This is a genomic window from Amycolatopsis sp. Poz14 (genome assembly GCF_006704225.1).
Taxonomy (GTDB): domain Bacteria; phylum Actinomycetota; class Actinomycetes; order Mycobacteriales; family Pseudonocardiaceae; genus Amycolatopsis; species Amycolatopsis nivea.
On sequence record NZ_JACLHD010000001.1, the window covers coordinates 2,801,321 to 2,814,642 of the forward strand.

15 protein-coding genes are annotated in these 13,322 nt (G+C 69.0%); 9 read left to right on the forward strand and 6 right to left on the reverse strand.

The window, feature by feature from the left end:
• The first annotated feature begins 71 nt into the window (after nt 1–71).
• Nucleotides 72–503 (forward strand): Lrp/AsnC family transcriptional regulator, encoded by a 432-nt coding sequence (locus tag FKO37_RS13885; protein WP_037810584.1) that lies wholly within the window; start codon nt 72–74, stop codon nt 501–503.
• Between the two features lie 7 nt (nt 504–510).
• Here FKO37_RS13885 and FKO37_RS13890 read toward each other — a convergent pair whose 3' ends face one another.
• Together FKO37_RS13890 and FKO37_RS13895 are read right to left on the reverse strand one after the other, a co-directional pair.
• Nucleotides 511–999 (reverse strand): GNAT family N-acetyltransferase, encoded by a 489-nt coding sequence (locus FKO37_RS13890; protein WP_238604578.1) that lies wholly within the window; start codon nt 997–999, stop codon nt 511–513.
• Nucleotides 1,000–1,036: 37 nt separating this feature from the next.
• Nucleotides 1,037–1,759: a VOC family protein gene (locus tag FKO37_RS13895; RefSeq protein ID WP_134729791.1), complete on the reverse strand. Its 723-nt coding sequence runs from the start codon at nt 1,757–1,759 to the stop codon at nt 1,037–1,039.
• Nucleotides 1,760–1,910: 151 nt separating this feature from the next.
• Here FKO37_RS13895 and FKO37_RS13900 point away from each other — a divergent pair, with 151 nt between their 5' ends.
• From FKO37_RS13900 to FKO37_RS13920, 5 genes are all read left to right on the forward strand, one after another.
• Complete coding sequence (locus tag FKO37_RS13900) at nt 1,911–2,597, forward strand: GNAT family N-acetyltransferase (protein WP_134729789.1); 687 nt, start codon at nt 1,911–1,913, stop codon at nt 2,595–2,597.
• A 254-nt stretch (nt 2,598–2,851) separates the two neighbouring features.
• Nucleotides 2,852–3,622 (forward strand): thioesterase II family protein, encoded by a 771-nt coding sequence (locus tag FKO37_RS13905; RefSeq protein ID WP_037810581.1) that lies wholly within the window; start codon nt 2,852–2,854, stop codon nt 3,620–3,622.
• Nucleotides 3,615–5,183 carry an acyl-CoA carboxylase subunit beta gene (locus FKO37_RS13910; RefSeq protein ID WP_037810580.1) on the forward strand — a complete coding sequence of 523 codons (1,569 nt, stop codon included), beginning with the start codon at nt 3,615–3,617 and terminating at the stop codon, nt 5,181–5,183. Before FKO37_RS13905 ends, FKO37_RS13910 begins: the two co-directional genes overlap by 8 nt.
• Before the next feature lie 249 nt (nt 5,184–5,432).
• Nucleotides 5,433–5,582 (forward strand): hypothetical protein, encoded by a 150-nt coding sequence (locus FKO37_RS13915; protein WP_238604579.1) that lies wholly within the window; start codon nt 5,433–5,435, stop codon nt 5,580–5,582.
• 14 nt (nt 5,583–5,596) lie between these two features.
• Nucleotides 5,597–5,758, forward strand: coding sequence for an acyl-CoA carboxylase epsilon subunit (locus tag FKO37_RS13920; protein ID WP_308196583.1), 162 nt, complete (start codon nt 5,597–5,599; stop codon nt 5,756–5,758).
• A 342-nt stretch (nt 5,759–6,100) separates the two neighbouring features.
• On the opposite strand, the gene FKO37_RS13925 is transcribed toward FKO37_RS13920, so the two are convergent.
• Genes FKO37_RS13925 through FKO37_RS13935 form a run of 3 tightly spaced genes read right to left on the reverse strand, consistent with a single transcriptional unit; the run spans nt 6,101 to nt 9,155 of the window.
• Nucleotides 6,101–6,754: a response regulator transcription factor gene (locus tag FKO37_RS13925; RefSeq protein WP_037810579.1), complete on the reverse strand. Its 654-nt coding sequence runs from the start codon at nt 6,752–6,754 to the stop codon at nt 6,101–6,103.
• Nucleotides 6,755–6,777: 23 nt separating this feature from the next.
• Nucleotides 6,778–7,893: a sensor domain-containing protein gene (locus FKO37_RS13930; RefSeq protein WP_238604580.1), complete on the reverse strand. Its 1,116-nt coding sequence runs from the start codon at nt 7,891–7,893 to the stop codon at nt 6,778–6,780.
• On the reverse strand, nt 7,884–9,155 hold the full coding sequence (locus tag FKO37_RS13935) for a nucleotide disphospho-sugar-binding domain-containing protein (protein ID WP_238604581.1): 1,272 nt from the start codon (nt 9,153–9,155) through the stop codon (nt 7,884–7,886). The genes FKO37_RS13930 and FKO37_RS13935 overlap by 10 nt, the downstream gene beginning before the upstream one ends.
• 235 nt (nt 9,156–9,390) lie before the next feature.
• On the opposite strand from FKO37_RS13935, the gene FKO37_RS13940 reads away from it, so the two are divergent.
• Nucleotides 9,391–10,323, forward strand: a complete 933-nt coding sequence (locus FKO37_RS13940; RefSeq protein ID WP_037810576.1) for a proline iminopeptidase-family hydrolase — start codon at nt 9,391–9,393, stop codon at nt 10,321–10,323.
• A complete protein-coding gene (locus FKO37_RS13945) occupies nt 10,316–11,275 on the forward strand; it encodes an ACP S-malonyltransferase (RefSeq protein WP_037810575.1) in 960 nt (319 codons plus the stop codon). The genes FKO37_RS13940 and FKO37_RS13945 overlap by 8 nt, the downstream gene beginning before the upstream one ends.
• Here FKO37_RS13945 and FKO37_RS13950 read toward each other — a convergent pair.
• Nucleotides 11,268–11,513, reverse strand: coding sequence for a phosphopantetheine-binding protein (locus FKO37_RS13950; protein WP_037810574.1), 246 nt, complete (start codon nt 11,511–11,513; stop codon nt 11,268–11,270). The two genes, FKO37_RS13945 and FKO37_RS13950, sit on opposite strands and share 8 nt — an antisense overlap.
• 235 nt (nt 11,514–11,748) lie before the next feature.
• On the opposite strand from FKO37_RS13950, the gene FKO37_RS13955 reads away from it, so the two are divergent.
• Nucleotides 11,749–13,248 carry an AMP-binding protein gene (locus FKO37_RS13955; RefSeq protein ID WP_238604582.1) on the forward strand — a complete coding sequence of 500 codons (1,500 nt, stop codon included), beginning with the start codon at nt 11,749–11,751 and terminating at the stop codon, nt 13,246–13,248.
• Nucleotides 13,249–13,322: the final 74 nt, after the last annotated feature.

Here is a 13,322-nt window from a genome sequence, read left to right on the forward strand (position 1 = left end):
GGCCTGGCTGACGGGTATTGATTGGACGATTGGCTTGCGAGGTGGCGCGGATGTCCCAGCCGGGTGGACAAATGGCAGCGGCGCTGGACGAGGTCGACCTGAAACTCATCGCTGAGCTGAAGAAAGACGGCCGCGCTTCGATGCGCGCGCTCGCCGAACGCGCGCACATTTCGCGGGCCGGTTGCTACACGCGAGTGGAGCGGCTGCACCGCGAGGGCGTGATCACGGGGTACGCGGCGGTCATCGATCCGCGCCGGATGGGGCAGGGTTTGGCGGCGTACGTGTACTTGAAGGTCACGCAGAACTCGTGGCGCACGGTGAGCGCGGAGCTCAAGCACATCCCGGAAATCGAACACGGCGGCCTGGTGTCCGGGGACAACGACCTGATCCTGTTCGTGCGGACCCGCGACGCGGACAGCCTGCGGGACTTGGTGTTCGAACGGTTGCAGAACATGCCGGACGTGCTCTCGACGCACACCGTGCTGGTCTTCGACGAGCTGTGAGCCGCCGTCAGGCCGGTTTCACCAGGTAGACGGCGAGCTGGTAGACCCCGGTGGCTTCGAACGGCATCGGCGTGCGGCGGTACCCAGCGCGTTCGTAGAGGGCGATGTTGCGCTCGCTGGACGCGCCGGTGAAGAGGACGAACTGCTTCGTCTCCGGCGGAGCGTGCCGCTCGGCGTGTTCGAGGAGCAACCGCCCGAGGCCGCGCCCGGCGAGATCCGGCGCGACCATCAAGCGGCCGATTTCCCAGCCGCCGTCCTCGACGGTGCGGGCCCGGACCGCCCCGACGAGCCGGTGTCCCTGCCGGACGATCCAGCTGCGCCAGGTCTTGATCGCCTCGCGCACCTCGGCGAGGTCCTCCCTCAGCGCGGGATGCTCCAGGGTGTTGTTGAGCAGGGCTTCCTGCACCCAGCAACACCGCTGGAGCACCATCAGCTCGGCGGCGTCGTCGGGGGTCGCGGGGAGCAGGGCCGCGCCGGGGAGGGTTTCGAGGTCCACCTGTTCTGTTCTAGCACCGGTTCCGGGGAGTCGGGGTTCACGAGCCAAGAACGAACTCCGTGCCGAACGGATCCTTGATGGTCACCATGCGTCCGTAGGGGCTGTCCTGTGCCTCGACGACCTCGCCGCCGTGCTCGACCGCCCGTGCGCCTGCCGCGTCGGCGTCGGTGGCGAGGAACAGGGTGCCCCATGCCGGTGCCGCGGCGGACGGATCGCCGAAGACGCCGCCGATTTCGTGGCCGTCCGGGCGGCGGAGGAAGGTGAAGTCGACGCCGGGCAGGTCGTCGTTGCCGTCGAGGGTGAAGGCGAAGACCTCGCAGTAGAAGTCACGTGCTGGTTTGGGGGCTGGCGTGACGAGGTCGTTGCGCAGCAGAGTGCTGGGTTCGTTGACGAGCCGGGCACCGGGGAGCTCTCGGCCTTGCCAGAGCCCGAACCGCGCACCGGTCGGATCTTCCGCGACGGCGATACGGGCGTGCTCTCCGTCGTCGTGGGGTTGGTCGAGGAGCTTGCCTCCCGCGTCGGTGACAGCTTTGGCGGTGCTGTCGCAGTCGTCGGTCGCGAAGTAGACGGTCCAGGCTGGTCGCGGGTCGGTTCCTTGGCGCAGGCCAGCGACGGGTAGGTCGCGGAGCTGGCACTGATCGCCGTCGAAGGTCCAGCCGAGGACAGCGCCGTAGAAGCGCTGCGCGCGGTCCAGATCCGGTACGGCGAGGTCGATCCAGGTCGGGGTGCCGAGCGGCTGGTTGCGGTCGACGGTGCTCATCGGGGTCCCTTCGTCGGTGATGGCGGCGACGCTAGGGCCGATCGCGGACAGCTGCGGTCCTCGGCTGCTCACCATGTGGGAGGCAGTGGCCGCGTCCGGCCCGGGGCACGCATTCTGGACGGGCACCCCGGATCTGGAATGGCAGGCGAGAATGAGCACGTCCCCGCTCGAAAACCCCGCTTGGGCCGCGCTGAGCGGCCCGCACGCTTCGTTCGCGGAGCAGAAGGGGCAGGTGCTGCGGTATCCGGTGGATGTCTCTCCGTTCCTCGCCGTGCCCGACCAGCCGGACGAACACGTGTGGCACGACATCGCCGACCTCGTCGGACCGGGCGCGTCGACCGTCGTGGTCGGGAAGGTCGGGACGCCGCCGCCTGCGGGCTGGACGGTGGAGTCCGAGATCGCCGGTGTGCAGATGGACGGTTCGGCCGCGCCCGCTGCCGCCGACCCGGAAGCGGTGCGCCTGACCGAGGCGGACGTGCCGGAAATGCTCGACCTGGTGTCGCGCACGAAGCCCGGCCCGTTCCTGCCCCGGACGATCGCCCTGGGCGCCTACCTGGGCATCCGCCGTGACGGTGCACTGGTGGCGATGGCGGGCGAGCGGCTGCACGTGCCGGGATGGACCGAGATCAGCGCGGTGTGCACCGACCCGGCGTTCCAAGGGCAGGGCTTGGCGGCCCGGCTGGTCCTCGCGGTGGCCGCGGGGATCCGGGAACGCGGCGAGCGGCCGTTCCTCCACGCGGCCGGGACGAACACCGGCGCGATCCGGTTGTACGAGAAGCTGGGGTTCCGGCTTGCTCGCGAGATGCAGTTCGGCGTTTACCGGGCTCCTTCGCTGTAGTCGGCGGTTCCGGCGGGCGGTGCAGTTGGTCGCGGTGGCCGACCTGCACCAGGTCGGCGTGCGTGATGCCAGCCATCGCTGACGGTTCTTCGGCGAAGGCTCCTTTCGGCCTAGGGGCGGACCTGACTGTCCATTGTGGATCTAGGGGGAGTTAGGGGTCGTTGCGCGCGGTGGGCGCGGTTACCGTGGGTCGGCGAAGAAGGATCCGTGGCCGGGTCGTCCCGGCGCAGACGTCGGAAAGGCGGTGGGACGACATGACGGGTAGCGCGAATTCCGACGAGGACAGCTGGTTTCGCCGCTTCCACACGTCGCCCGAGGCGAAGGCAAGGCTGGTGTGCTTGCCGCACGCCGGAGGTTCGGCTCCGTTCTACTTCCCGGTTTCGCGGGCGCTCACGCCGGACATCGAGGTGCTGGCGGTGCAGTATCCGGGCCGCCAGGACCGGCGGCACGAACCGTTCCTGACCACCGTCGACGCGCTGGCCGACCGGATCGCCGAGCTGCTGCGCGGCCGCGACGACCTGCCGCTCGCGCTGTTCGGGCACAGCATGGGCGCGATGATCGCCTTCGAGGTGACCCGGCGGCTGGAGGCCGCGGGCACCGAGGTGCACACGCTTTTCGTCTCCGGACGCCGGGCACCGACGCGGCTTCGCAACGAGAACGTGCACACCCGCACCGACGACGGCGTGATCGACGAACTGCGCCGGTTGAGCGGCACCGAAATGGACCTGCTCGGCGACGACGATGTCGTGCGGATGATCCTTCCCGTGGTGCGCAACGACTATCGCGCCGTGGAGACCTACCAGTACCGGCCGGGTGCGCCGCTGGCCGCCCCGGTGGTCGCGTTCACCGGCACCGCCGACCCGGTCGCCTCGGTGGACGAGGTCCGGTCGTGGAGCGAGCACACTTCGGCGGGCTTCGAGCTGGTCCCGCTCGCCGGCGGGCATTTCTTCCTGACCCGGCACCAGGACGTGATTCTCCAGCACTTGACCGATCGGCTTGTCGACAAGGGGCGTGCACATGTCTGAGGCACTGGCGGTCGGATTCGACAGCAAGCTCGAGGAACTGCGGGAGATCAAGGAGGCCGCGCGCCGCGGTCCGGACGACGCCGCGACCGCTCGGCAGCACGACCGCGGCAAGCTGACCGCGCACGAGCGCATCGAACTGCTTCTCGACCCAGGTTCGTTCACCGAGATCGAGTCCTTGCGCCGGCACCGCGCGACGGCTTTCGGTCTCGAACACCGCAAACCGTACTCGGACGGCGTGGTGTGCGGCTGGGGGACGGTGTACGGACGCACGGTTTTCGTGTACGCCCACGACTTCCGCATTTTCGGCGGCGCGCTCGGCGAGGCGCACGCGCAGAAGATCCACAAGGTGATGGACCTCGCCGCGACGGCCGGGGCTCCGCTGGTGTCGCTGAACGACGGGGCCGGTGCGCGGATTCAGGAGGGCGTGACGGCGCTCGCCGGGTACGGCGGGATTTTCCAGCGCAACACCCGGTCTTCGGGAGTCATCCCGCAGATCTCGGTGATGCTCGGCCCGTGCGCGGGCGGTGCCGCTTATTCGCCCGCGTTGACGGATTTCGTCTTTATGGTGCGCGAAACGTCGCAGATGTTCATCACCGGCCCGGACGTGGTGCACGCGGTGACCGGCGAGGAGATCACCCAGAACGGTCTCGGCGGCGCGGACGTGCACGCCTCGACGTCGGGGGTCGCCGCGTTCGTTTACGACGACGAACCCAGCTGTCTCGAGGATGTGCGGTACCTGATTTCGTTGCTGCCGTCCAACAACAACGAGGTGCCGCCAGTGGAGCCGACGGCTGATCCGGTGGATCGCCGCACGGACAAGCTGCTTGAGGTGGTGCCGACGGACGCGGCCCGCGCGTACGACATGTGTGCGGTGATCGAGGAAATCGTCGACGACGGCGAGTTTCTTCAGGTGCATGCCGGTTGGGCGACGAACGTGGTGTGCGCCTTGGCGCGCCTCGACGGGCACGTGGTCGGGATCGTGGCGAACCAGCCGGCGACGCTCGCCGGGGTGCTCGACATCGAGGCGAGCGAGAAGGCCGCGCGGTTCGTGCAAACCTGCGACGCGTTCAACATTCCGCTGGTGACGCTGGTCGACGTGCCGGGTTTCCTGCCCGGGGTGGACCAGGAGCACGGCGGCATCATCCGGCACGGTGCGAAGCTGCTGTACTCCTACTGCAACGCGACGGTGCCGCGTGTGCAGGTGATCCTGCGAAAGGCCTACGGCGGCGCGTACATCGTGATGGACTCGCGGTCGATCGGCGCGGACGTTTCGCTCGCGTGGCCGACGAACGAGATCGCGGTGATGGGTGCCGAGGGCGCGGCGAACGTGATCTTCCGGCGCGAGATCAACGCTGCCGACGACCCGGAGGCGGTGCGGCGGCAGAAGATCAAGGAGTACAAGACCGAGCTGATGCACCCGTACTACGCGGCTGAACGCGGACTGGTCGACGACGTGATCGAGCCCGGCCGGACGCGGGAGATGCTGATCCGGTCGCTGTCGATGTTGCGGGCCAAGCACGCCGACGTTCCGGCGCGCAAGCACGGGAACCCGCCGATGTGATGGCGGCCCGGGTCGCGCGGTTAGGGACGGGGGATGTGATGGGGGCGGCGGAGTTGGAGGTTCTTGCCTCGGTTGGCGAGTCGGGCGGTGCGCGGAGTGGGGCCGGCGGGGTGCCGGGTGGTTCTGGTTCGGTTGCTGGGACGCATGGGGAATGGTGCGAGGGGATGGCAGGGGACGTAGGTGTGGCCAGGACGAGGCTTCCTGCGGTGTCGCGGGGAGTTGCTGGCTTGGGGGTTGCTTCTGCGCGTGATGGACGGCGTGATTCGCTGGCAGCGGCTGCGGATGTGGCTGCCGGGGAGCGCGATGGACGGCGTGCTGCGGTGGCAGCGGCTGCGGGTGCGGGCGTGGGTAACCGGGAAGCTGATGGAGAGCGCGGTGAACAGCACGCTGCGGCGGTAGTGCCCGCAGTACGTGTGGTGCGTGGGAATCCGGATGACGTTGAAGTGGCTGCGTTGATGGTGGCGTTGGCCGCTGTCGGTCAGGCTGCGGGGGCTGGGGGCGCGGAAATTGCTGTGCCGTCACCTCGGCGACCGTTGGCAAGGTTTGTTCCGGCGACGAGCTGGCGGGCGCGGTAGCTCGGCTCGTCCAGGGCGTGAGGGAGCGAGGCCCGTATCGGCGCAGGGCGATGCGGGCTTTTCGCAGTACCGCGGTTCCGGCTTCGGCGGCTGTGCGGAATGCGGGTCTTCGAAACAGTCGGGCCGGGCGAGAAGCCGATCTCGAAGGCAAGCGCGATCGGTGGCGGGTGGCAGAAGTGTGCGTGACAGCAGTGCCCGCACCGGCAGTGCGAGTGCCAGAAGCCTTGCGCCACAACAGAATTACCACCTCGTCCACAACGGACGACAGGGGAACAGGTCCAAGATCCATATCCCCAAGTTACCGCCGCCAGTCGAACATCTGCACGGTATCGATCCGGTGAATCAGGCGTGCACCGCGGTGCTGTCCAGGTAGGTCAGGACGGCGCGGATGCGGCGGTTCTGGTCCCGGCTGGCTTCCAGGCCGAGCTTCGCGAAGATGTTGCTGATGTGGTTTTCCACTGCTCCCTGAGTCACCACCAAGGCCTTGGCGATGGCCGTGTTCGACAGGCCTTGCGCCATCTGGGCGAGCACCTCGGTTTCCCGCGCGGTCAACGCCTCCAACGGATCCCGGCTGCGGGAAAGCATTTGGGCGACCACGTCCGGGTCGATGGCTGAGCCGCCGTCGGCGACGCGGCGGACTGCTTCCAGGAAGTCCGCTACGTCGGCGACTCGTTCCTTCAGCAGGTAGCCGACGCCGGACGTGCCTTCCGCGATCAGGTCTACCGCATAGCTTCCTTCTACGTACTGCGACACCACCAGCACCGGCAGGCCGGGGATTTCCTTGCGGGCGGCCAAAGCCGCGCGCAGGCCCTCGTCGGTGAAGGTCGGGGGCATGCGGACGTCGGCGATCACCAGGTCGGGGCGGTGGTCTCGGATGGCCACCAGCAGATCGTCGCCGTTGTCGACCGCGGCGGCGGTTTCGATGCCTACGTCCGCGAGCAGGCTTTGCACCCCGGCGCGCAACAGTACCGAGTCTTCCGCGATCACGACGCGCATTTTCCTTGCCTCCACAACAGGATTCACCAGCGGACGGGCAGATCGGCCCGCACGACGGTGGGGCCGCCGGCGGGGCTGACGACGGTGAGCACGCCGTCGATCGTGGCGGCGCGGTCGGCCAATCCGGCCAAGCCGCCGCCGGGGCGCATCGACGCGCCGCCGTGGCCGTTGTCGGTGATCTCGACGACCACGGTGTCGTCGTCGCGGGTCACTCGCACGGACGCGCGGTCGGCGCCGGAATGTTTGGTCACGTTGGTGAGCGTTTCGCTCACGATGAAATAAGTGGTCGTCTCGACAGGTGCGGGCGGACGGGGTTGTACGGTAACCTCGACCTCAATAGGGATAGGCATTCTTGCGGTAAGAGAAGACAGCGCCGCGTCCAGGCCGCGATCCTGGAGCACCGGCGGATAGATTCCGCGCGCGAGGTCACGCAACTCCGAGACAGCGAGTTTGGCGTCGGCGTGCGCGGCTCCGATGAGTTCGCGGACCGCGGTCGGGTCGTCGAGATCGAGTTTGAGCTGGGCGCGGCCCAGGCTCATCGCGACGGATACCAGCCGCTGCTGTGCGCCGTCGTGCAGGTCTCGTTCGATCCGGCGTCGTTCGGCCTCCACCGCGTCGACTCCGCGCGCTCGCGAGTTCTGCAGCTGCTGCGTGCGCGCTTCCAGTTGCGCGGTGCGGTTCGGGCCGAGGAACGACGTCGCCAGTTCGCCGTGCACCGCCCCGATGCGCGGTGCCACGAAAATACCGAAAGGAGGTACTGCGATGGATACGACGCCCGCCACGAATTCCACGATGCCCAACGGAAAAGCGATGAGCACGAACGCGAACTCGTGCCAGGTGGCGGCGTCGAGCAATCGCGCCTGCCACACCGCGAGCATGCCCGGTCCGGCCGGCTGCCGGCGGACCGGTTCGGCGACGGTGACGCCGAGCATCCGGCGTGCCCAGCGTCGTTCGAAGGCGCAATACGAACGCATCAGCGAGGTCGCGACCAGCAGGACGGGGATGCCGATCCACAGCATCGTCGTCGCGACGCCGACCAGCATGGTCACCAGGATCAGCACGAACGCGACGAGCCGGATCGGGAGGCTCAGCACGAGAAACCCGATCGCCCGCATGGTCGGCGGCCGCGTCACGGGCATAGCGCCATCCGTTCCAGTTCCGGTACGAGGTCGTCGAGAGTGGGTGTCGCGAGCATCTCGTCGCGCACCTCGAGCGCACATTCGCGAAAGGACGGTTCTTCCAGCAATCGGCACACTCCCGCCCGGACCCTCGAAGGGGTTGCGTTCTCGAGGTCCACCAGCAAACCGTTGCCGCGCTTCGCCTGCGCAACCGCTGAGCAGCGTTCGCTCCACGTGGTGCCTGGGATGACCAGCTGCGGGACGCCGTTGACCGCCGCGTTGCTGATCGTCGCGCCGTCGCCTTGGTGCACAACAGCGGAGCACGAGGCGAGGAGTTCGTTCATCGGCGCGGAATCGACTGCGCGGACGTTGTCCGGGATCGCGCGCACGGGCGCGAGCTGGCTTGCGTCCGCCGTGGCGATTACCTCGATGTCGAGGTCGGCGAGGCCGTCCAGCAGGTCTCCGATGGAGGGCTGCTCGATGCCGGGGGTCTGGCAGTCCGAGCTGCCGAGAGTGAGCAGCACCCGCGGCCGCGTCGGGTGCTCCAGCATCCACGACGGGAGGGGCATCGGCTTGTCCTGCGGCACGAACCGGGCCGGGAGGTAGTCGACGTCCACGCCGTCGTACCGCAGATACGACGGATGGCAGTCGATGGTCCGCACGCCGTAGCGCAGGGTTTCGTCGTAGTCCGCGCCGAAGCGGCCGACCGCGGCGGACATCCACGTCACGAATGGGTCCGGCGACGTGCCGGAGGTGTTTTCGGGGCGGCTGGCTCCGCGGTCGCGGTACTGCGCGCCGAGGCGGGCGGTCTGGTCGGCGGCGTCGATCATCCGCAGGTGCGGCACCCCGAGCGCGTGCGCGACGATCGGCGCGGCGTAGACCACCGGGTCCCACACCACGAGGTCCGGCTGCCAGTGGCGGGCGAAGAGCACGAGTTCGTCGAGCAGCGAGTCCGGCGTGGTCCAGCGGAACACGTCGACCCAGTGCTCGTACACGTTGCGCACGTACTCGTCGGTGTAGCACTCGGGACGGCTTTCGGAGATCCGGAAGTCGCCCTGCCTCGCGGTGTTGCCGTCGACCTGGAGCCTGCGGTGCCGGGCGAGGTCGAGTTCGTCGCCGAACCACATGGCGTCCAGCCCGGTCTCGGCGAACGGCGCGACCTCGCGCGGGTTGCGCTGCCCGACGAAGCGCACCTCGTGCCCGGCAGCGGCCAGCGCCCAGCCCACCGGAGCCATGCTGTACACGCGCGCCCTCGTCGGGAGGACCATCAGCATCACGCGCATCGCGGCGGCTCCCGGGATTCGTAGGTGCGGCGGGACAACGGAAACGGTAGGGCCGGCGCACGGCCCCGCCCACCCGGTAGGGGACCCCTGAATCCGGCGCGGGGAACGCGGATTTGGCTCGGCTTTAGATGCCCCTTAGGGGCTGGTGGCGCGCGGGCTCCGGCGGATAGACAGGTAACCGGATCCGGCCGCGCTGCGCCGGAGAAGGACGAGGGAGGCGAACGAGGTGATGAGCATGGCCGTGGCGCCCACCGCGAAAGGCTGGGTCCCGTTCGGCGAGCACCGCACCTGGTACCGGGTCACCGGGCAACCGGGAGGGGCGGCTCCCGCTGTGGTCGTGGTGCACGGCGGGCCGGGCAGCACCCACGACTACCTGCTGAGCCTGACCGAGCTCGCCGAGCACGGATTCCCGGTCGTGCACTACGACCAGCTCGGCAGCGGCGGATCGAGCAGGCTGCCGGACGCCGACCCCGGATTCTGGAACCCGGAGCTGTTCGGCGACGAGCTGGACAACCTGGTGCACCGGCTCGGCATCGAGGACAACTACGTCCTCTATGGACAGTCCTGGGGCGGGCTGGTCGTCGCGCGGCACGCCGCGGAGCGTCCGGACGGCCTGCGCGGGCTGGTGATCGCCAACTCGCCGGCGTCGTACGAGCTGTGGCGCAGCGAAATGGACCGGCTGCGCGCGCTGCTCCCGCCCGGCGTCGACGAGGGCCTGCGGGCGCACGAAGCGGCCGGCACGACGGACACGCAGGAGTACTTCGACCTCATGCGCGTCTTCTACGACCGGCACGTCTGCCGCGTGCTGCCGTGGCCCGCCGACTATCTCGCGTCCTTCATGGAGATGGCCGACAACAACACCGTCTACTCGGTGATGAACGGCCCCAGCGAGTTCACCGTCACCGGCACGCTCGCGGACTACTCGGTGATCGACCGCCTCGACGACATCGAGGTGCCGACCCTGCTCATCTCCGGCGCGCACGACGAGGCCACCCCGGCCACCGTGCAGCCGTACTACGACCGGATCCACGACGTGCGCTGGGAGATCCTCCCGGAATCGAGCCACGTCCCCCATCTCGAGGAACCGCAGCGGTTCCGCGAAATCCTGCTGGGATTCCTGCAGGAAGTCCATTCCCCCGCCGAAAGAGAGGTCGCCAGTCATGGATGACGCCAGCCAGGCCGGATCGGCGGTCGTGTTCCCCGGGATGAGCCCGTGCCGGTTCGTCGACTTCGGCAAGTTCCTGCTCATCAACCCGTTCGCGCGCAGGCTCATCAAGGACGCCGACGACCGGCTGGGCTACTCGCTGGTCGACCGCTTCCGCGAGGCCGAGGGCGACTACTCCGAGTACGCCCAGGTCGGGTTCATGCTCACCTGCGTCGCGCTCGCCGAATGGGCCGAACAGGAGTACGGGATGAGCCCGGACTACTGCACCGGCCCGAGTTTCGGGGAGAAGCCGGCCAGCGTGTACGCCGGTTCGCTGACTTTCCCGGACGCGGTGTGGATGACCGCGAAGCTCGCGCAGTGCCTCGACGAGTTCTTCGCGACCGAGCACACCGACGTCGTCACGCACTCGTTCGTCCGCACGCCGGAAGAGAAACTGCGCGACGCGCTGACCGAACTGGACGGGCGCGGCGAATGGTCGGACATCTCCTGCTACATCGACCACGACTTCTACATGGTCTCGGTGCGGGAGCGGAACCTCGACTGGCTCAAGCAGACCGTGCGGGGCATGGGCGGGCTGTCGCTGTACACGATGCGTCCTCCGCTGCATTCGCGCGCGTTCGGCGCGTTGCGGCGCAAGGCCGAGGACGAGGTGCTCGGCGGCCTCGACTTCCATGATCCCCTTCTTCCGATCATCGCCGACCAGGACGGTTCGGTGCTGCGGACCGGCGAGCAGGTCCGCACGATGCTGCTGGACAGCATCGTCGAGCCGCTGCGCTGGCCGGACGTCGTCTCGTCGCTCGAACAGCTCGGCGTGCGCAAGCTGTGGGTGGCCGGGCCGGACACGCTCTTCGGCCGCGTCCGCGCCACCACCAGCCGGTTCGAGGTGACCACGGTGAACCCGCGGCTCGCGCTGCAGCCGCGGCGGCGCGGCGCGGGTCCCTCGCGGGTCAGCTAGCCGGCTGCAGCTTCGACAGCGTCGTCCAGAGGCGTCCGGGGTTCTCGAACGTCTCCAGGTTCAGCGCGTCGTCGGAGAACCGGACGTTGTACTTCTCCTCCAGCACCGCCAGCAGTTCCACCGTGGCGAGCGAGTCGAGGCCGTACTCCTTGAGCGGGGTCTCGGCGGTCAGCGCCTCGTCGGCGGGCAGGAACGGAAGGTACGGGCGGAGGGCTTCGTCGAAAGAGCTGTCCCACATGGCTACTCCGGTGGCTGGGTCGGGCACTTCACCGGGCAGGGAAACCGACCGCCCGGTTCGGTTTTGAACCTTACCCCGCGCCGCCGCTTCCGGGCGACGCACCGGCACCCCTATTACCGATCCGGCCGAAAGCCGCCCGACCCCCGACCCGGCACGGAACCGTTGCCGCGAAGCCACGAGGCCGTGACTGTGGGTCGGGTCAGCAGCGATCGGCACAGCAACGCGGAGGACCACGATGGACACGACGACCACCTCGGGACTGCATGCGCGGTTTCTGCGCGGGCTGGCCCGTTCCGAGTCCCGGCCGGCGGTCAGCGTCGGCGGGCAGACGCTGACCTACGGCGAACTGCACGAGCGGGCGTTGCTGTGGGGCGGCGCGCTGGCGGAGTCCGGCGCCCGCACGGTAGGGGTGCTGGCCGGCAAGGGCGTCACCGCCTACGCCGGGATTCTGGCCGGGTTGTACGCGGGGGCGACGGTCGTCCCGCTGCGGCCGGACTTCCCGGCGGCCCGGACCGCGCAGATGGTCGAGGCGGCGGAGGTGGACGCGCTCATCGCCGACGAACGCGGCCTGACCGTGGCTCCGCCGGTGAAGACGCTGCTGGCTCCGGAGGCCGGTCAGAAGGGATTGCTTCAGCCGAACACCGCGCTCAGCGAGCCGATGGCCGTGCGGCCGGAGGACTCCGCGTACATCCTGTTCACCTCGGGCTCCACGGGTCGGCCGAAGGGCGTCCGGATCGGCCACGGCTCCACCGAGCACTACTTCGGCCTGCTCGACGCGCGGTACGACTTCACCCCGGACGACGTCTTCTCCCAGACGTTCGACCTGAACTTCGACTGCGCCATGTTCGACCTCTTTTGTGCATGGGGCGCGGGCGCGGAAGCGGTGGTCCTGCCGGGAGCGGCGTACCGCAATGTGCCGGCGTTCGTGGAGGAGCGCGGCCTTACCGTGTGGTTCTCCACGCCGAGCGCGATCGATCTGGTGCGTCGCACCGGACGGCTCACCCCAGCTGCGATGCCCGGTTTGCGGTGGAGCTTCTTCGCCGGGGAAGCATTGACCGTCCGCGACACCGCGGACTGGCGGGCGGCGGCGGGCAATTCCGTGACCGAGAACCTTTACGGGCCCACGGAGCTCACCGTCACCGTTGCCGGGTACCGGTGGGACGACGAGGAAACCCCGCGGATCGCGGTGAACGGCGTGGTGCCGATCGGCGCGGTGCACGAGGGGCACGAGTACGTGCTCATCGACGAGAACGAGGCGGGAGAGGGCGAGCTCGCCATCGCCGGACCGCAGCTGACGCCGGGCTACCTCGACCCGGCGGACGAGAAGGGCCGGTTCCTCGACCGTGACGGGCAGCGATTCTACCGCACCGGCGACCGGGTGCGGCGGCTCGGCGGCGGCGACCTGGCGTACCTGGGGCGGCTTGACTCGCAGGTGCAGGTGCTCGGCTGGCGCGTGGAGCTCACCGAGGTGGAGCACGCGCTGGAGACGTGCGGGGTGCAGGCGGTGGCGCTCGGCGTCCAAGGGGACAGCGGGACGGAGCTGTTCGTCTTCTACACCGGTCCGCGGCGGCCGGTGATCGAACTGGTGCGGGCGCTGCGGGCGGTGCTGCCCGAGGGCGTGATCCCGCGGCGGTACGAGCACGTCGAGGAGTTCCCGTTGAATTCCAACCGGAAGATCGACCGGAAGACGCTCGCCGCGCGGGCCGCGGAGCTGCTGAGCCCGGTCCCCGCCTAGTCGTTCGCGAAAGGGCTCCTTGAGGGAATGCGGATTCCCTCAAGGAGCCCTTCGTGTTGTCCGGGTCGGAGCGG